Consider the following 18,518-nt stretch of genomic DNA (forward strand, 5'->3'; position numbering starts at 1 on the left):
AAACAATTATGGTACAGATGCCCTTTTTTGGTATGCAGATATCAATCCAGTTAAAATAAAATTAAATCCTTTTCATTATACATAATTTAGAAGGAGCAAACCGCAAATGAATTTAAAAGGAATTCATCACGTTTCTGCGATGACGGCAAAAGCAAAAGAAAATCACTCTTTTTATACAAATATTTTAGGTCTACGGCTGATAAAGAAAACAGTCAATCAAGATAACCCCTCTGTTTATCATTTATTTTATGGGGATGAGCAAGGCAGACCAGGAACAGAACTAACATTTTTTGAAATTCCCCATATGGCTCTTAATAGAGAAGGAGTAAGCAGTATTTCTGCTACTTCTTTACGTGTTCCATGTGATAGAGCATTAGAATTTTGGCTAAAACGGTTCGAAGAATACAATGTTAAACACGGAGAAATCCTAGAGAGAGCAGGCAGATTAACATTAGAATTTAGAGATTTTGAAACACAACGGTTCTTTTTAGTATCTGATGAAAACGATAATGGGGTGAAGGCTGGTATACCTTGGGCAAAGAGTTCTATACCAGCAGAGTTTGCGATTACAGGTCTTGGACCAGTACAATTAACGGTAAGACGTCCAGAAGCAACTATTAGCGTTTTAACTGATTTACTTGGATTCCGCTTAAAAACTTCGTATCCATCCACTATGGAGAATCAACCACCTATTCTGGTATTCGAAACAGGTGAGGGTGGCTCTGGGGCGGAGATTCATCTAGAGGAGCGAAATGATTTGAAAGTGCAGCGCCTTGGTAGAGGCGGTGTTCATCATGTAGCTTTACGAGCGGATAATGAGGAAGAACTTTATTATTGGATTGAAAAGGTGAATGAAGCTCGCTTCCAAAACTCAGGATATGTAGATCGTTTTTATTTTAAATCACTGTATTTTAGAGATCCGAATGGAATCTTGTTTGAAATTGCTACAGATGGCCCTGGTTTTGCAACAGACGAAGATCTAAAACATTTAGGGGAATCTCTTGCACTTCCACCATTTTTAGAGTCTAAGCGGTCAGATATTGAGGCAATCCTAGAACCATTAGAAACACGTAGAAAAGAAAAGTAATAGCTAACCGAAACGATAAACGGAAAAGACAAAGCAGTATGCAAATATGCTACAATATTGAAAGAAACAATTGTTGGAATTACTAGGGGGAAAATGAATAATGAAATGCGTATCAATAGATTTAGATGGTACCTTGCTAGATGACCATCATCAAATATCTGAAGCAAACCGAATGATTATTCAGAAATTAAAGGATCAACATATAGAAGTAATTTTAAATACAGGACGTCAATACGCAGATGTTATTAAAGTAGACGGCGTAAAAGAATTAGAACTTCCCATTTTTTGTTTAAATGGCAGCATGATGTACGACGAAAAAGGAAAGCTACTATATGAAACACAAATTTCCATTGATTTATATCAAACTTTACTTAAAGTATTACAAAACTTGGAAGTAGGAGTTCTAGTTTATACGAATCAAGGTGGATTTCCAGGAACATTGCCAATGCTTCGCGGCAAATCATGGGATGAGATTCAAACACTCTTTGATCAACAAGATTATGAGGCGATCCTGCATTTAAAGGATGTAAAAATTTATAAGTTAATCGCCGTTGTCGATGAAACACAGCTAGATAAAATCGACCACGTTAAAGAAACGCTTAGAAAATATGAGGCTATTTCGTTTTCCTCTTCTTTTCCTAACAACTGTGAAATCACATCAACTGATGCACAAAAAGGGAAAGCGATTAGACGATATGAAAATCTTCGGAACCTTACTTTTAATGAAATTTACTCATTTGGTGACGGAGGTAATGATATTACACAATTTGAAGTATCAACAAGATCTTTTGCCATGGAAAATGCTCCTGAAGAAATCAAAAAAAGAGCAAGCGACGTTACGAAAAGTAATAATGAGGATGGGGTTGCATACGCCATTGAAAAGATTCTGAAATTAGTGTAACCATCATATATTAGACTAGTTAAGGCCGGGATCTCTATACTAACTTCTGGCTTTTTCGCTGTGAAAATCGATACGAAGAATAGGAGTCGAATCTACTTTGAAGAAAATTGTGTTTACAGGCGGGGGATCTGCCGGCCATGTTACCCCTAATATCGCTATCATAAATGAATTAAATAAACAGTACTGGGATATTTCGTATATTGGCAGTAAAGCGGGGATTGAAAAGGACTTAATCGCAAAGATTGACATTCCATATTATTCTATTTCGAGTGGTAAATTAAGAAGATATTTATCAAAAGAAAATATAAAAGATATATTCAAAGTAATGAAAGGCTGTTATGACGCAAGAAAAATTTTAAAGAAAATCAAACCAAATGTTGTTTTCTCAAAAGGTGGATTTGTATCTGTACCTGTTGTCATCGCAGCCCGCCAGTTGAAAATTCCTGTCATTCTGCATGAGAGTGATCTAACACCAGGTTTAGCCAATAAATTGTCTGTCCGTTTTGCTTCAAAAATTTTTACATCTTTTGAAGAAACCTTACATTATCTGCCAAAAGAAAAAAGCAAAGCAATCGGTTCTCCAATTCGAAAAGAAATATTAACTGGATCTGCCTCTAAAGGGAAACTATTCCTTGGTTTTACTAGTCAAAAGCCGATTCTTACGATTATGGGGGGGAGTTTAGGGGCCAAGAAAATAAATGAAATCGTTCGAGATAATTTAGATACATTATTACAATCCTATCAAATTGTGCATCTATGTGGGAAAGGAAATCTTTCAGAAGAGCATGCAGGGATAAATGGATACAAACAATTTGAGTATGTCTATAATGAATTAGCTGATATCCTAGCAGTTACAGAATTCGTTATTACGAGAGGCGGATCTAATTCTATTTTTGAATTTCTTGCCTTAAAAATTCCTATGCTTATTATTCCATTAACCAAACAGCAAAGCAGAGGAGATCAAATATTAAATGGGAAGGTCTTTACGGAAAATGGTTACTCCTATATGATAGAAGAGGAATCATTAACAAAAGAGCATTTTCTTCATACCTTAAAACAAATGCAAGAAAACAAGCAACGTATGACAGAAAAGATGGAAAAGAACAAAAGCAAAAATGCTTTAGAAGAAATTATAAAAGAATTAAATCGCTATTAATATACATGTATCAGGCTATAGGTAGAGTTTGCATCTTCCTCTCTACTTGTAGTCTTTTTCATTATGCAGAAGATGATTTCACTTGATAATTTTGATAGAAAAAGCCAAAATAAGAAAATGGAATTCGTATATTTGAACGGAAAGTAGGTAAAATCCATGCAATCATTTACAGACATTGGATTGTCTTCAACAATCATAGAAAAACTCCATAAACAAGGAATAAAACAGCCAACCCCTATTCAAGCAAAGGTTATTACACCGCTCCTTAAAGGTAGTGATGTAATCGCACAAGCACAAACAGGTACAGGAAAGACTTTTGCTTTTATATTGCCGATTTTAGAAAAAATGAGTATCGATGCAAATCATATTCAAACTCTAATCTTAACACCAACTAGAGAACTTGCTATTCAAATAACAAATGAAATCATGAAAATGAAACAAGAAGCAATAAATGTTCTTGCTGTATATGGGGGACAAGATGTCGAAAAACAATTGAAAGTCTTACAAAAAGACGTTTCCATAGTCGTAGCGACACCAGGTAGATTAATTGACCATATAAAACGAGGAACAATCGACTTAAGCAAAATCTCCTATTTTGTATTAGATGAAGCAGATCAAATGCTTCATATTGGCTTTTTAGAGGAGATTAGCTATATTATACGACGTATTCCTGAATCAAGACAAACAATGCTATTTTCTGCGACTATTTCAAAGGAAGTCGAAAAGCTTGCGAAGAAATATACGAAAAATGCCGACTATTTTACTGTTGAAGCAAAACAAGGACCTGCAAAAACCGTTAAGCAAGTTAGTATACATACAACTGATCGTGCCAAGCAAGGTACATTAATGACCTTAGTGAAGGAAGCGAATCCGTATATGGCAGTCATTTTCTGCCGTACGAAACGTCGTGTAACTAAATTATACGAAGTATTACTTGCAAATAAATTTAGCTGTGGCCAATTACACGGAGATTTATCGCAGACAAAAAGAGAGCAAGTAATGAAAGCATTTCGCGATGGAAAATTCCAATTGTTAATTGCGACAGATGTAGCAGCAAGAGGCTTAGATATTGATGGAATTACACATGTATATAATTATGATATTCCTCAAGATGCGGAGTCTTATGTCCACCGAATCGGCAGAACAGGAAGAGCTGGTACAGAAGGATATGCGGTTACCTTTTATTCATCTGATGATAGACCATTGTTAGATTCAATAGAGAATCAATTAGATATAAAAATTGAAAAAATACAGCAACCCAAAAAGAAAGATTCAACTAAAAAAAGGGAAGAATCACAACCAGCTAAAAAACCTTACAAAAAACAAAGCCATACAAAAAATAAGGGCGAAGATTTTCGTTCGTCTCCATCAGAAAAAAAGGGGAGTGACAATAAGCGTAAGCCACTTTCAACAAATAATAAACATAGGGGAAATTCAACCCAATCTCCAACAAAAAAATGGGCGAAACCTAAAAAGCGAAATGGAAATAGATAAAGAAGGCAAGCGATTTACTTGAAGGTTCTTTTAAGGATCTAAAGGGAGAATTTTAAACGTATTACCCTAATTCTTCCTTCCAAAGGTGGTTTTTCCACCAGACAAAAATATAAAAAAGAAACAATTGAATAGAGAAAGGAGTTCATTCCATTGTTAAAAAACGAAATGAATAAGTATATAGAAGAGTGCAAATCACAAAACGAAGGAAAAGTAGTTCTTTTCGAAGAGGAAATGAATTATGTTAGAAAAGTAGGCCTTGCGGACGATCATATGGTGATGGAACAGACGGCTGAGCGCTTTTCTGATTTATATATGGAGCTTGCCAATAAAGAAACAGACGAAGTTGTGCAGGAAAACGCTCAAGAGAGGATTCTTGAGGATACTATAGACTATTTAGAGAGAAATATAGACATTTATCTCTATGTAGAGACAAAAGCATTTGACATTGTCTCTGTCGATTCAATGTCCTTAGAAGTCGATTCTGTTTTTGGTACCTATGAAGTTTTATGTGGATTAAAGAGTCCTAAAAAAACAGAAAAAGAAATTCGAGCATTTATGGAGAATCAACTAATAGGAGATGATATGTCTTTCCATTTAATGTTCAATGGTAACGATGGAGTTTGGGATGTCAATTTCCCGTTAGAAAAAATCAATGGCTTCCATAAAGAAATGCAAATCGGCGATGCGTTAAAATTAGCTTATTTATTTTTATTTTCTTTAAACGAAAAATTATCCGCATAGTACTTTTTTGTTTTAATACCAGATAGAATTAGAAACATTTACGAATGTATGAAAGCGAGGGAGAGGTTTGACAAAAGAATCAAATCAAAAAATTCAGATCGAATCCAGTGAATTTTCATGGAATAGCGAAAACGGTGTTTTCCATTTTGATGGCGCACCGGCTCTTTTATTTTGGGATAATGCATTTGAAATATTTTTAAGTACTATCATGGAAATTTCTGGTCCTGATGCATCTAACGCAGTTTTTGAGACAACTGGTTTCCGGATGGGGCTATTAGTAAATGATTATTATCAAAATCGCTTTTCCATTGAAGAAATTATCAAGAAATATAGTGAAATATATTCCAGTGCGGGCTGGGGAAATGTAACGATAACAGCGTTTAACAAAGACAAGCAAACGGTAACGGTACGTTTGAAAAATTCATGGGAGCACCGAATCTTCCAATCTTTAAATCCAAACCAATCTGCTGTTTTATTACCGAGTCATTGGGCAGGTGTTTTTAGCGGACTATTTAAAGAGAAGATGTGGTATGAGTTAACTAAAAGTCAAACGAGGGGAGATGAATATGATGAATTAAACATATTCGTTTCTGACCATACTCCCCATCAAAGTGTCCATGAACTAGCAAGAGGGAAAGAAACAAAATACATTACAGAATTAGAAACAATGGTTGAGAATCGGACGAAAGAGCTATCCACTTTGATCAGACATTTATCTACACCAGTCATGCCTGTTATGAAGGGCATCCTAGCCATTCCCCTAATTGGGAAATTTAATGAAGAGCGTTTTGAAGATTTACTGCAAAAAGGTTTGCAGGAATTTTCCGAACGTCGAGCAAGTTATTTACTTCTTGATTTAACGGGAATAAGCGAATTCGATCAGTTTATTATTTTCCGACTGCAAGAATTGGTTAAGGCAATTGAATTAATTGGCGGGGAATGCGTCCTCGTAGGAATTAATCCAGATTTAAGTGTGCAAATTATCCAATCAGGTGTTGATTTAAAAGATATCCATACCTTTGCAACATTAGAACAAGGCATTGAGTATGCAATTGAAGCACTTGGCTATCGGATTGAGAAACAACCCTGAGTCAACGAAGTATAAGAGTTATCCATCCCCATAGCATAGGAGAATTAACCTTTCTGCTAAGCGATGGGTTTTTGTTTTATCCGATAAAGAGAGTGCCTGCAATAACATCGATGCATCTTATGTATTATTATCAAAATGTTTTTAGAAATATATATTCAGGTTAAGGATTCTCTTAAACAAATTGGATCTGAGAGAAATTTAACTTTGGAAGATTCTAAAATTCTTGAAGAATATGTTAAAGAAAACAACAAAACGCGCCTATCTGGATAACGGCAGGGGGAATGGAACATAATAGGGTCTGCAACTAAATGAGGATATCATACGCAGTAAGTTACCATCTAGAAAGTCGAATTCCTATCAACATTAAGGAATTCGACTTTCTAGTATAGATAATTCTTTTTGTATTAGTGTGCGAAATTCAGCGTCTTTTAAAAATTTCAGTTTAAAGCCATTCAAATTTCGAGATAGTTTTGTTTGTTCTAATGAAGTCAAATCATTGGCAAAAAAGGCCAATTCTGTCTGGTTACCGTCTTTATCTGTAGCATACATTGCCGTTGTAATAATAAACGCTGTAGATCCGCCCTTTTGCCCGGCATGAACAAGCCATTCTCGATTGTTTGGATTTTCCATTAACTGTTCCATTACTGGATCAAGATATTTATATGTATCTTCATCAAAATATGTTTTGTTATTTAGTTTTTCCATAATATATACATAATCCTCTGAAGTTGATCGTGGTAAACGATTGGACCATATTCTTTGAACATCCATGTCTAAATTCTTCACTATTTGTTTTTTTTCTTCAGCAGTTGGTGGGTGGTTTAGCCATTTATTGTGTATATCCATCGCTCTTTTACGATATTCAGAAATATCCATATTTTTCATTGCTTCTAGCATTTCTTGTTTAGATAATTTTTGCTCATTCATTAGCTGGGTAGGGATAAACAATGCACTTACTATCGGATACAAAGGTTCATGATTTGAAATACCTAAGTTTTCTAGGAAAGTATTGATGTTTTGAAGCCCTAGCACATTAATTAAGTATTCGGTATTTGCATTTGAGCTATAAGCAATCATTCCCTTAGCTACTTCACTTAAATGAACTTTATTTGTCTCTTTACCATCGTTTAGGTTAGCAATCCAAGCATCATGTGCTCCTCCATCGGTTTTAGGAATATAAAAGGTGTTTAGTTCCTCTAAACTTACTTCTTGTAGCGGATCAATTTTCCCCTGTGCTGCTTGTCGTGCATATTCCATGGCGATAATAATTTTAACAGTGCTTGCTAAAGGTAACTGTTTATTTTGATTAACTTCTACCCACTTTTGTTTATTATAATTGATTGAAAGTGAAACTCTTTCACTTTTTGCATTCTCTTTAATAAATTGAAAAATATATTCAGGTTCCTTCTTGGTGATTTCTTTCTTAAACATATAAATTCCAATTCCTATCATGAAACTTAACAAAATAATAATTCCTACTATAATCCAGAGTGTCATTTTCAAGGCAATCCTCTTCCTTTTCTATTAGTAATATATCTACGATTAATGGGTTAGATAAGTTTCAATTCTAAAGATAATATTCCTCTCTCTTCTTCATAGTCTCCAATTATCTCTCGGTGGTATAAAACAATTGGTCCCGATAAGTTGTGGATAATTATTTGCTTTTAAGTGTTAGCAGTTTCCTTAGCTGATTCACTTCCTAGATATAATGCACTTAGAAAATAGCCTTTCATCAATAAAAAGTGAGCGGCCATTGTTAAAGTCGAAATATAAAGACAGTGCTGATTTAGCACTGTCTTTTAAGGGAAACACTTAGAAATATTTGTAAGGCTCTTTTTATGTATCAATCGATAACGTTAGAATTGAATACAGATAAAAAAAGTGTTTATTTTACTTTTGTCCTTGCAACTCAACTTGAGTAAAGCTACAATTTTTATAATAATACCTAAAAAATAGAAGTATGTTAGCATCAGTCTTTTGCAAAGTCAAAATTAAACATATTTGGGTCATCAAAATGCCTATCTTTCCCAAACTGGTATTTAAATAGATTCTCTTTATCGTAGGCAACCGTATAATCATTCATTAGTAAAGCATCTTTTTTTTCTTGTTTGAGTATGTATGCTGAGAGTAAATAAGCTTTCGTCTTAGAAATTTGACCCAGATAACCTTTTAGAACAACTGCAGTATATTCAACATCATCAAATTTTCTTCTAAAATGGTAGTATTTCTTACTTCTATCTTTTTCTTTAATCGATAAAATATAATCTGGATCTTCAATTAACTTCGTAATTTTTTCTTCTGTAATCTCAGGGTGCTTACGGATGATATGGGAATACAATCTACTTTGCGCTAAATATACTTTGTTAAAACCAAGATTTCTTTCGTTTGGTACATTAAAAACAAACCCTTTAATATATGACTCATTTTTATCGAAGTAAATGTTGACTAACTTTAGCTGCACAAGAAAACCTCCTTGATATAAATCATATTACACATTCACAAAAAAATAAATTAATTAGTGGGAGGGATGAAGGAGTAATTAAACTTTCTAGTGTTGATAGTTATGGTTAAATCCTAGCATTAGTCATTGAAAATATAGCGAGGAGAATAATGATGGGCTTTGATATTGTTTACAAGGAAGTTTGTAAAGAAACAGTTATTTAGTAGAAGAAATGTAAATGTAGGTAATTAAATATTAGAAAGAGAGGCAACTAAATGAGGTATTTTATTATAACGGGAACTTCTAGAGGTATTGGAGAATCATTGACAAAGTTATTGTTAAATGACGAGAATAATCAGGTTATATGTATTTCAAGAGGAATGAGTGAAAATTTAAATTACCACTCAGGATTAAAACTAGTTAATGTAATTAACTTTACTTTTGATCTTAATAATCTATCGGATATTGATTCTCTTTTTCAAAGGATATTTAGTAGTATTAATGCAGATAATATTGACTCTATTTATTTAATCAATAATGCAGGTATTCTTTCCCCGATTGGACCGATTGAAGAAACCATTAGTGAAGATGTTATAAAAAATATTAATGTAAACTTAATTGCTCCCATATTGTTAACATCTAATTTTATTAAGTTTACAAAAAGTTGGAAAATAGACAAAAGAGTTTTAAACATTTCTTCTGGTTCTGCAAAATATTTGCTTCCTTCCCAAAGTCCTTATAGTACAGCAAAAGCTGGGCTAGATTCGTTTACAAAAAGTATTTATTTAGAACAAAAAGAAGAATTATTTCCAGTAAAAGTTGCATCAGTTTATCCAGGTGTAATTGATACAAGATTACAGACTGAAATACGGTCAACAAGAAAGGAGAAGTTCCCATATGTGGAACTGTTTAATCAATTATATAAGGAAGAAAAGTTACAAACACCTCTAGAGACTGCTGAAAAACTAATTCAACTATTACTGGATAGTGATTTCGGTAAAGAAACGATAGTAGAAGTATTATCATAAATGAAATTTACATAAGTAAAGCATAATGTGCAACTAAATATATTATTAGGAGCAGGAAGGAAAAAGCGGGGGTATTAGTTGATTTATTTAGAAAAAATACTATTAAATATATAACAGAAGATAATAGCCTTTCTACATAATTATAAAATGGAGGGAGGTCTTATCATTTAATGATTCCTAGAGTCAATAATTTCAATATTAAGCGTCTAAAACCTTAATACTAAGGGAGTAGACGTTTTCTTTATTAAACCATAATTAAGAAAGATAGCTAAAAGGTGAAACCCAGTTTATTAAAAAAACTTTATGTAACTATCGGACAGTTTATAGGAAGAAGGAAACTGACATGTTTTCTAGAATCTATATTTAAGTGTGGAAAGCACCTTGACTAGCTAGAGAAACACAACGAGGCTATCAAAATCTTAAAAATTTCAGGAGGATTTTTATGTCAGCTCAAATGAACTCGAGGGTAGAAGGAAATGTACTTGTATTAGAACATGAATTTAATGCACCTGCAACTCTTGTATTTAAAGCTTTTTCAGAAGAGGAACATCTCAAGAAGTGGTGGGGACCTCGTGGTTGGATTTTAGCAGTATGTAATATTGAGTTTCGAGTAAATGGAGTTTGGCATTATTGTATGAAGTGTATCGACGAGAATCAAGGTGACTTTTTTGGCTTCGAATCATGGGGAAAGGGAGTATATCAAGAAATTCTTCAGGATAAAAAGATAGTTTATATTGATTATTTTTCAGATGCAGAAGGCAATGAAGTTGAGGGGATGCCTGCAACTCGAAGCACTTTATTATTTGAAGAAATGAAAGGGAAAACAAAGCTCACCAATCGTGCAGAATACGCTTCCCTTGAAGAACTAAAATCTGTCTTGGATATGGGAATGGAGTACGGAATTAAGGAAACATGGGATCGTTTAGAAGAGCATCTTGACTTGATAAAAAAATAGTAAGTAAGCAGTCCATCATAGATGGATTGCTTTTATTTACCAGAGAAGATGTTTTATTGCTTGTTAAGCTAGTGGGTGCATTTCTTTCATAGAAAAACCTAAAAATTATTATATTTTATATAGTGATAGATAATTTTATCGGAGGCATACCCTAAATATAAAACCGTTCACAAATTCAAGGATAATTATTGCAGACATTAAAAACATATAAAGTAATCCATTCTGTTAACCAATTATTTAGGAGATTTTCTCCATGAAGAGATTACGATAGACTCTTAAATTATCTAGGTAAACTAGCTAGTAAATTGAAAACAATTAATTAAGCTATTGGGTTTGTTTAATTAACTCTTTATGTAAGTGGGCACAAGAAGAAAAATATATCTTTATGATGCTTATAGTGGCTAAGATAATTATTAGTAACAATAGTTAATAAGTTAGCAAAATTTTTTAAAGACTAATTTTACCAGTGAACTATATTCACATGAATATAAGGAAAATTTCTCCACTGTAAAAGGATTTACAAACTTTACATATTAATCACAAAGTGACATAAATAGTTTTTATGATCTTGGCAAAAATAAGGGAGGAAATAAAAAGGAGAGAATGAACAAATGCCGGAATTGCCAGAAATGGAGAACTATAAAATCTTATTGAATAAACTGATTACCACTCATCCCATTACCTCGATAACCGTTAACCGAGAAAAGTCCATTAATATTACGAAACAATCCTTTGAGAATCAATTAGTGAATACTACTATTCTTCGCGTGGAAAGGTGTGCGAAACATCTACTCTTTTACTTATCCAATCAAAAGGTTCTGCTATTGCATTTAATGTTAGGTGGATGGATGTTTTTTGGAACCGAAAAAGAAAAACCAAATAGAACCATTCAAATCCAACTAACATTTGGAGAAAAACACTTATATTTTATTGGACTCCGATTAGGTTATCTACATTTACTAACTCTTGAAGAATGTAAAGAAAGGCTGAACGACTTAGGTCCAGATCCTTTTGAACCTCTTTTTACTGAAAACAGCTTTCAAAACATGATTAACTCTAGGAAGGGGACAATAAAGCTTAAATTAGTCGATCAACATTTTATCTCAGGTATTGGCAATTGTTACTCCGATGAAATCTGTTTTGATGCGCAAATCTTACCAACTCGAAAATTAGAGGATTTAAAAGAAATGGAGCAAAAAAAGCTCTATAATTCTATACTGCAAATATTAAGAGCGGCTACTAATATGGGTGGCTATATGGAGCATCCCCTTTATGCAGGAGATAAAAAAACCGGAGGATATGATGAGCTTTGCAAAGTATATGATAGAGAAGGTGAAATATGTCCAAGGTGTCAGCACAAAATAGTATTTATAAAGGTATCTTCTAAAAAGTGTTTTTATTGTCCAGGTTGTCAGTTTTAATTAATTATGCGGATAATTCTGCAATTCCTGGAGATAATATACATTTAGCAACTCAATGCACTTTTATCAAGGAGAAATATAAGGAGTGAGAAGATGACTTTATGGAAAAAGGGAATAGTAGTAGTAATGTTATTCTCTATATTCTTGTCTGGAAGCACACCTAACACATTTTCACCGCAAGTATTCGCAGCAGAAGACCATAAAAAAGCAACATTATCCACGGCACTTGAATCACTGTTAAATATAGAACCAGAACTAAAAGGAAGTTTAGCAGGAATCAGTATTCGCGAACAAGAAACAGGAAAAATTATTTTTGAACATATGGCTGATTTGCGACTAACGCCTGCTTCTAATATGAAGTTACTAACTTCAGCAGCAGCATTGAACATTTTAGGAGAAGACTATCAATTTATTACGGAAATTTATGGAGATGGAAGAGTAGAAGATGGTCATTTAAAAGGAAACTTATACATAAAAGGGAATGGGGATACAAGCCTTTTAGCTTCTGATTTAGAAAAACTCTCTAAAGAAATTAAAAGAAAAGGGATTAGTTATATAGATGGAGACATAATAGGCGATGACTCCTGGTATGACAACATCCCTTTTTCAAGTGATTTGGCATGGAGTGATGAAGCTGCCTATTATGGGGCCCAAATTTCCGCTTTAACACTATCACCAGATAAAGAATATGACGCAGGGACTGTATTGCTTGAAATAAAACCTGGTAAGAAAAAAAATGAACCAGTAATAATCAATACTTTGCCAAGAACAAGCGAAATTAAAATTGTCAATAATGCTATTACAGCAGATAAAGAATCTGCTGCAAGTTTAAAAGTTAACAGAGAACATAACAGTAAAGTAGTAACAATAACAGGAAACCTGCCAATTGACACTCCCTTAAAAAAAGAGTGGGTATCTGTTGATGATCCTACAAGCTATACATTAGATGTGTTTCAACAGGCATTAAAGAAAGAAGGAATACAATGGAAAGGGGTGGTCAAAAAAGGAAGAACACCACAAATCGCTTCTATCCTTTCTACTCATTCTTCTATTCCTCTCCGTGAATTACTACTTCCTTTAATGAAATTAAGTAATAATACAATTGCTGAGACATTAATCAAGGAATTGGGAGTAGTCAAAAAAGGGGAAGGAAGCTTTGCAAAAGGGATCGAGGCTCTAGAAGAAGAATTAGCGGCTTTTCATCTTGATCCAACTAAGATGCTTATCCGTGATGGATCAGGTATATCACCAATAGATTTTATTTCAGCAACCGACTTAAGTTTGTTTTTATATGAAGTACAAGCACAACCATGGTTCTCCACATTTTGTCAATCATTACCTGTATCAGGTCACGAAGAAAAAATGATTGGCGGAACACTGCGCCATCGATTGAATTCTGAGAATACTAAAGGAAAAATACTCGCTAAAACGGGGACTCTTACCTCTGTAAGTTCATTATCTGGCTACATGGAAAGCAAATCAGGTAATAAATATATTTTTTCCATTTTATTAAACCATCTAACGGATGAAGATAAGGGAAAAGAGATCGAGGATAAGATAATGGAAACGTTGGTTGAATTTTGAGAAGACTGCTTTGAAATATCAGTTCCTATTTAAAAAAATAGGAACTGATATTTTTTTATAAATTATTTTTCGCCAATTTTGCTAAGTCTGTAATGTACGCGAAAAAGTCATCTCTCTTTACATCATATACAACAGAAACAGGACGGCCAGTGTCACTTATTAAAGTTCTCCCTTGGGACGGCGCTTCTGTTATAGCAATTGATTTAACTTCTTTCATTTTAACTAGCTCTTTTTTTCCAATTGTTGCTGTTGTTAGTACATCCCAAAGATAATAGGTAGAGTTCGTTTCTACATGAACAAGAGGGGGACATGCAGCATAGCATTGACCAACAAAATCAACTCCAGTAAATTTTCTTAATGAAGCCCAATGATTGCGGACAGAAATGGTTAGTGGAACTTGATTTGTACTTTCTAACGCCACCATTTCGATCTGTAAATCACTAGCCCAAACAGCTGCTACTGCCCAAGGATCCCAAAAAGCATTCCATTCAGCAGTCCCGTCATGTTCAGGTTCCTGTACATTACCAACCTCTAAGAATGTTCCGCCCATCCAGACTAATTTTTCAATTTTTTCTTGAATATCTGGAGCAATTTCAATTGCTCTTGCTAAATCTGTCAGCGGTCCAGTAAATAAGAGTGTTGTTTTATCTGGATTTTCCCTTACTGTTTTAATTAAATGTTCATGTGCTGGAAGTTCACTTTCAGGGGTAATTACTTCACCGCTTTCATTTAAAATCGGCAAGGCATCTACATAAAACGTGTGCATTCTCCATTCTTTCGGAAATGGATTAACTCCGCGAGAATTAGACCTGGCAACTTCTACTGGTCCGTGACCGAATCGATCTATAATCTTTCTACTTGCACTGATACCTGGTTCTAAATAGCCATCTGCTGGAATAACTGATACACCAATTAAGTCTACTTCATCCATTTGTAATAGAAGAAACAGAGAAACTAGATCATCAATTCCGGCATCATGATTAAAATATACCTTCTTTGTCAAAAAAATTCACTCCTATGTAAATTAACATTTATCCCCGTCAAACGGGAAGTAACTTTATAAACTAGCTACTTTCTCTATCTATTCTATAATACTATCAGACCAATGTGAATAATTAGTAAATTAAATAGAATATCTCACCATAAATAATATTATTTAAACTTTAATTTAACGAAGAATAGAAAAAGAACTTGGAAAACCACCAAGTTCTTCCCATCATCTATTATATCTATTAACAACAGCCTTACTTACGACCGAAGTCTGCTTTGATTTCACCATACTTATTCGTATCCCATTTTAGAATTTTATTTGAATAGTTATTTTCCTTCAGCCATTTTTCGGCACGTTCAATTAATTGCCACAATTCTTCTGTACGCTTATCTCTTACTAATGTTGTATTTGCCTTTTTATTACGTACCCAAGCTAACGCCGTCATACTATCACTGTATATGGTGGTGTTTTTGCCTTGTTTTTGCAAAAGACTTAATGCATGTACAATTCCTAAAAATTCGCCAATATTATTCGTACCGAATACTGGACCATAATGGAAAATTACTTCTCCAGTTTTCGTATCAACGCCTCGATATTCCATCATTCCAGGATTACCACTACAAGCTGCATCAACAGAAATGCTATTTTCCTCAATCGGCGCCAATGTTTGATTAGATTGTTTTTGAGTGGAAGTACTTTTGGATGCTGATTTTGATATATTCCCACCTTGTTTAAAGGCTTTTTCTGCTTCCTCCAAAGTTGGAAAAGATTTAAAAGAAGCACCTTTAAAACCTTTTATTTGCTTTTCACATTCCGCCCAAGTCGAGAAAATACCTGTTTTTCTACCATTCCATACAACATAATATTTTTTTGCTGCCATAATTTCATCCAACCTTTCACTGCTATTAAATAATCATATCACAGGAAGGGATCAAAACGAAAATGTAGAGAGAGCGTAACAACATACTTGAAAAGGCTTTCTATAAATCTAGGAATTTACTATAATGATGTTGAGTAAAATAGGAAGGGGGAAATAAATTGCTCCAATTACTTCCACTAATGATTGAACGAGTCGGTATTTTAGTTATTTTTGCCTTCTTATTATCAAGAATAAAGATTTTCCGATCGATTATTCATCATGAATCACAATGGCACGATAAACTCTCGTTAATACTTATCTTTGGCGTCTTCGGAATAATTAGTAATTATACTGGAGTCGAAATATTAAAAGGAAGTATTAGCACCCATACATGGCAGCATGAATTAGATGTTTCAAGCGCTATTGCTAACACAAGAATTATGGGGGTAGCCATTGGCGGAATGATTGGCGGCCCATTAGTTGGCCTTGGAGTAGGATTAATAGCTGGCCTTCATCGCTTAACATTAGGAGGATTCACTGCAATTGCTTGTGGATTATCTACCATTGCTGCTGGATTATTGACTGGGCTGCTTGGAAGGAAATACTCCATTAAACAGGATTCTGCAAGCAAAGCAGTGATTATCGGCATCGCCATGGAAATTATTCAAATGGTATTTATCCTTTTGATTGCAACACCTTTTGAGCTTGCATTCGAACTCGTCAAAATTATTGCTTTTCCAATGATTGTCATTAATGGGTTTGGAATGCTGATTTTTATCTACATCATTCAAAACATTCTGTTAGAAGAAGAAAAAACGAAAGCAGCACAAACCAATATTGCTTTAAATATTGCTCAATCTACGCTTGCTTATTTACGTCAAGGACTGAATCCTGAATCTAGCAAGCAGGTTGCTAAAATTATGTTAAAAGCTACCAACGCTGATGCAGTATCCATAACTAATAGATCCATTGTTTTGGCACATGAGGGGCTAGGCGGGGATCATCATATTCCATTAGAGAAAACTTCTACCAAATTAACAGAAAAAGTGTTAAGGGAAGGGAATATTCTTATTGCGAAAAAGAAAGACGAGATTCAATGCAGCAATCAAACATGCCCGCTGCACGCTGCCATTTTGTTACCATTGAAAGCAAACAATAAAACTGTCGGTACCCTTAAATTATATTTTGCCAATCCCAAAAACATTCAATTAGTAGAATATACTTTGGCAGAAGGGTTAAGCAAGTTATTTTCCTTACAGCTTGAATTAGCAGAAGCAGAATTACAACAAAAGTTATGGAAGGATGCTGAAATTAAAGCATTACAAGCACAAGTTCATCCTCATTTTCTGTTTAACAGCATGAACACTATTTCTGCGCTAATTCGCACAGATGGAGAAAAAGCGCGGCAGATGATCCAACGATTATGTACTTATTTCCGCAGCAACATACAAGGATCTAAAAATATGCTGATTCCTTTAAGTCAAGAATTAGAGCATGTCCATGCCTTTTTAGCATTAGAAGAAGCGAGATTTCCTAATAAGTTTATTTTAAAAGAGTCTGTAGAGCCCGAACTAAAAAAGGTCCTTATTCCGCCGTTTACATTACAGCCCCTAGTAGAAAACTCCATTCGTCATGGCTTTTCCAAAGGTACAGTTGGGACTATTACAATATGTGCATATAAAGAAAAAGATAGGATGGTGTTAATTACAGAAGATGATGGGAAAGGAATGAGTGAAGATACTCTATACATGATTGGCCAAAAAAATATTTCCTCCAGTACAGGAACTGGTACGGCGCTTTGGAATATTCAGGAACGAGTGAAAAAGTTATATGCGGAGAAAGGGAAATTCACCATTGAAAGTGAAACGAATAGAGGAACGAAGGTGATGATTACATTGCCTTCTAAGGAACCAAGTATATGGAGGGAAGTAGATGATTAAAGCATTAATTGTCGAAGACGAACCATTAGCAAGAGATGAATTAAAGTATCTCTTGAAAAGAAGCAGCAAAATAGAGATAGTGGCCGAGTGTGATGATTTGGAGACAGCTCTGTACATAATTGATAATCAAAAAATAGACGTTATTTTCTTAGATATTCAACTTGGAGAAGATAATGGAATGAATTTAGCGGAACAGTTAAAGCACACCGCAAATCGTCCGGAAATTGTCTTTGCAACTGCATATGATGAATATGCACTTCAAGCGTTTGACGTAAATGCTGTCGATTATATATTAAAACCGTTTGAAGAAGAACGAATTAATCAAACTATTTTAAAGCTGCAAAATAAGCGGAGTCAAACTACAGAAGAAACAATAGGAAAAAGCGTAAACAAATCGCCCCTTCAAAGTAATAAGTTAGCTGTCACAGCCAATGACAAAATAAAGATTATTGATTTAGATAAAATCGTCTATATAAGTGCGCAAAATGGTAAAACATTACTTATTACAGAAGAAGAGGAATTGGTCATTACTTTTACATTAACACAATTAGAGCAAAAGTTAGTAAATAGTCCTATTATGAAAGTACATCGGTCTTATTTAGTTAATAAAGAAAAAATATGTGAAATAGAACCATGGTTTAACTCTACGTATTTACTGTGCATGAATAATGGCGAGAAAGTGCCTTTAAGTAGAAACTATACAAAAGAGGTGAAACAATTATTCGGATTTTAAGTAAATTTCATTTATAATCATACAGACTGGATATTGTATTTTATCCAGTCATTTTTGCATTTCAGCTAATTTTCTTTGCATTTTACCATGAAAACGTT

Annotated in this window: 16 protein-coding genes; 12 read left to right on the plus strand and 4 right to left on the minus strand. The window is 34.0% G+C overall.

Annotated features, from left to right (window positions below):
- Positions 1 to 106: 106 nt before the first annotated feature.
- The 6 genes from NSQ92_RS10590 to NSQ92_RS10615 all read left to right on the plus strand — a co-directional run bounded on the left by NSQ92_RS10590 (position 107) and on the right by NSQ92_RS10615 (position 6,469).
- A complete protein-coding gene (locus tag NSQ92_RS10590; protein ID WP_341152764.1) occupies positions 107 to 1,087 on the plus strand; it encodes a ring-cleaving dioxygenase in 981 nt (326 codons plus the stop codon).
- Between the two features lie 100 nt (positions 1,088 to 1,187).
- Positions 1,188 to 1,988, plus strand: a complete 801-nt coding sequence (locus tag NSQ92_RS10595) for an HAD family hydrolase (protein WP_341152765.1) — start codon at positions 1,188 to 1,190, stop codon at positions 1,986 to 1,988.
- Between the two features lie 97 nt (positions 1,989 to 2,085).
- A complete protein-coding gene (locus NSQ92_RS10600) occupies positions 2,086 to 3,144 on the plus strand; it encodes an undecaprenyldiphospho-muramoylpentapeptide beta-N-acetylglucosaminyltransferase (RefSeq protein WP_341152766.1) in 1,059 nt (352 codons plus the stop codon).
- Positions 3,145 to 3,300: 156 nt separating this feature from the next.
- Entirely contained in the window at positions 3,301 to 4,638 is a 1,338-nt protein-coding gene (locus NSQ92_RS10605; RefSeq protein WP_251687283.1) for a DEAD/DEAH box helicase, read from the plus strand.
- A 150-nt stretch (positions 4,639 to 4,788) separates the two neighbouring features.
- Complete coding sequence (locus NSQ92_RS10610) at positions 4,789 to 5,379, plus strand: branched-chain amino acid aminotransferase (RefSeq protein ID WP_341132544.1); 591 nt, start codon at positions 4,789 to 4,791, stop codon at positions 5,377 to 5,379.
- Positions 5,380 to 5,446: 67 nt separating this feature from the next.
- Positions 5,447 to 6,469, plus strand: a complete 1,023-nt coding sequence (locus NSQ92_RS10615; RefSeq protein WP_053215738.1) for an STAS domain-containing protein — start codon at positions 5,447 to 5,449, stop codon at positions 6,467 to 6,469.
- A 363-nt stretch (positions 6,470 to 6,832) separates the two neighbouring features.
- Here the strand turns inward: NSQ92_RS10615 and NSQ92_RS10620 are convergent, their stop codons facing one another.
- Together NSQ92_RS10620 and NSQ92_RS10625 are read right to left on the minus strand one after the other, a co-directional pair.
- On the minus strand, positions 6,833 to 7,966 hold the full coding sequence (locus NSQ92_RS10620; protein ID WP_328589339.1) for a serine hydrolase: 1,134 nt from the start codon (positions 7,964 to 7,966) through the stop codon (positions 6,833 to 6,835).
- Positions 7,967 to 8,438: 472 nt separating this feature from the next.
- Positions 8,439 to 8,930: a hypothetical protein gene (locus tag NSQ92_RS10625; RefSeq protein ID WP_095257283.1), complete on the minus strand. Its 492-nt coding sequence runs from the start codon at positions 8,928 to 8,930 to the stop codon at positions 8,439 to 8,441.
- A 254-nt stretch (positions 8,931 to 9,184) separates the two neighbouring features.
- Between NSQ92_RS10625 and NSQ92_RS10630 the strand changes: the two genes are divergently transcribed.
- The 4 genes from NSQ92_RS10630 (at position 9,185) to dacB (ending at position 13,897) form a co-directional block, all read left to right on the plus strand.
- A complete protein-coding gene (locus tag NSQ92_RS10630; protein WP_095321535.1) occupies positions 9,185 to 9,937 on the plus strand; it encodes a (S)-benzoin forming benzil reductase in 753 nt (250 codons plus the stop codon).
- 442 nt (positions 9,938 to 10,379) lie between these two features.
- On the plus strand, positions 10,380 to 10,892 hold the full coding sequence (locus tag NSQ92_RS10635; RefSeq protein WP_251687285.1) for an SRPBCC domain-containing protein: 513 nt from the start codon (positions 10,380 to 10,382) through the stop codon (positions 10,890 to 10,892).
- Positions 10,893 to 11,503: 611 nt separating this feature from the next.
- A complete protein-coding gene (locus NSQ92_RS10640) occupies positions 11,504 to 12,313 on the plus strand; it encodes an Fpg/Nei family DNA glycosylase (RefSeq protein WP_341152767.1) in 810 nt (269 codons plus the stop codon).
- 93 nt (positions 12,314 to 12,406) lie between these two features.
- Complete coding sequence (gene dacB, locus NSQ92_RS10645) at positions 12,407 to 13,897, plus strand: D-alanyl-D-alanine carboxypeptidase/D-alanyl-D-alanine endopeptidase (protein WP_341152768.1); 1,491 nt, start codon at positions 12,407 to 12,409, stop codon at positions 13,895 to 13,897.
- A 55-nt stretch (positions 13,898 to 13,952) separates the two neighbouring features.
- Here dacB and NSQ92_RS10650 read toward each other — a convergent pair whose 3' ends face one another.
- Both NSQ92_RS10650 and NSQ92_RS10655 read right to left on the minus strand, forming a co-directional pair.
- Positions 13,953 to 14,900, minus strand: coding sequence for a nucleoside hydrolase (locus NSQ92_RS10650; protein WP_047944631.1), 948 nt, complete (start codon positions 14,898 to 14,900; stop codon positions 13,953 to 13,955).
- Positions 14,901 to 15,141: 241 nt separating this feature from the next.
- Positions 15,142 to 15,768 (minus strand): ribonuclease H1 domain-containing protein, encoded by a 627-nt coding sequence (locus NSQ92_RS10655; protein ID WP_095320102.1) that lies wholly within the window; start codon positions 15,766 to 15,768, stop codon positions 15,142 to 15,144.
- A 158-nt stretch (positions 15,769 to 15,926) separates the two neighbouring features.
- On the opposite strand from NSQ92_RS10655, the gene NSQ92_RS10660 reads away from it, so the two are divergent.
- A complete protein-coding gene (locus tag NSQ92_RS10660) occupies positions 15,927 to 17,687 on the plus strand; it encodes a sensor histidine kinase (RefSeq protein WP_095257278.1) in 1,761 nt (586 codons plus the stop codon).
- On the plus strand, positions 17,680 to 18,420 hold the full coding sequence (locus tag NSQ92_RS10665; RefSeq protein ID WP_047944629.1) for a LytR/AlgR family response regulator transcription factor: 741 nt from the start codon (positions 17,680 to 17,682) through the stop codon (positions 18,418 to 18,420). The genes NSQ92_RS10660 and NSQ92_RS10665 overlap by 8 nt, the downstream gene beginning before the upstream one ends.
- Positions 18,421 to 18,518: the final 98 nt, after the last annotated feature.

Source organism: Niallia sp. FSL M8-0099 (assembly GCF_038006945.1).
Classification (GTDB): domain Bacteria; phylum Bacillota; class Bacilli; order Bacillales; family Cytobacillaceae; genus Niallia; species Niallia circulans.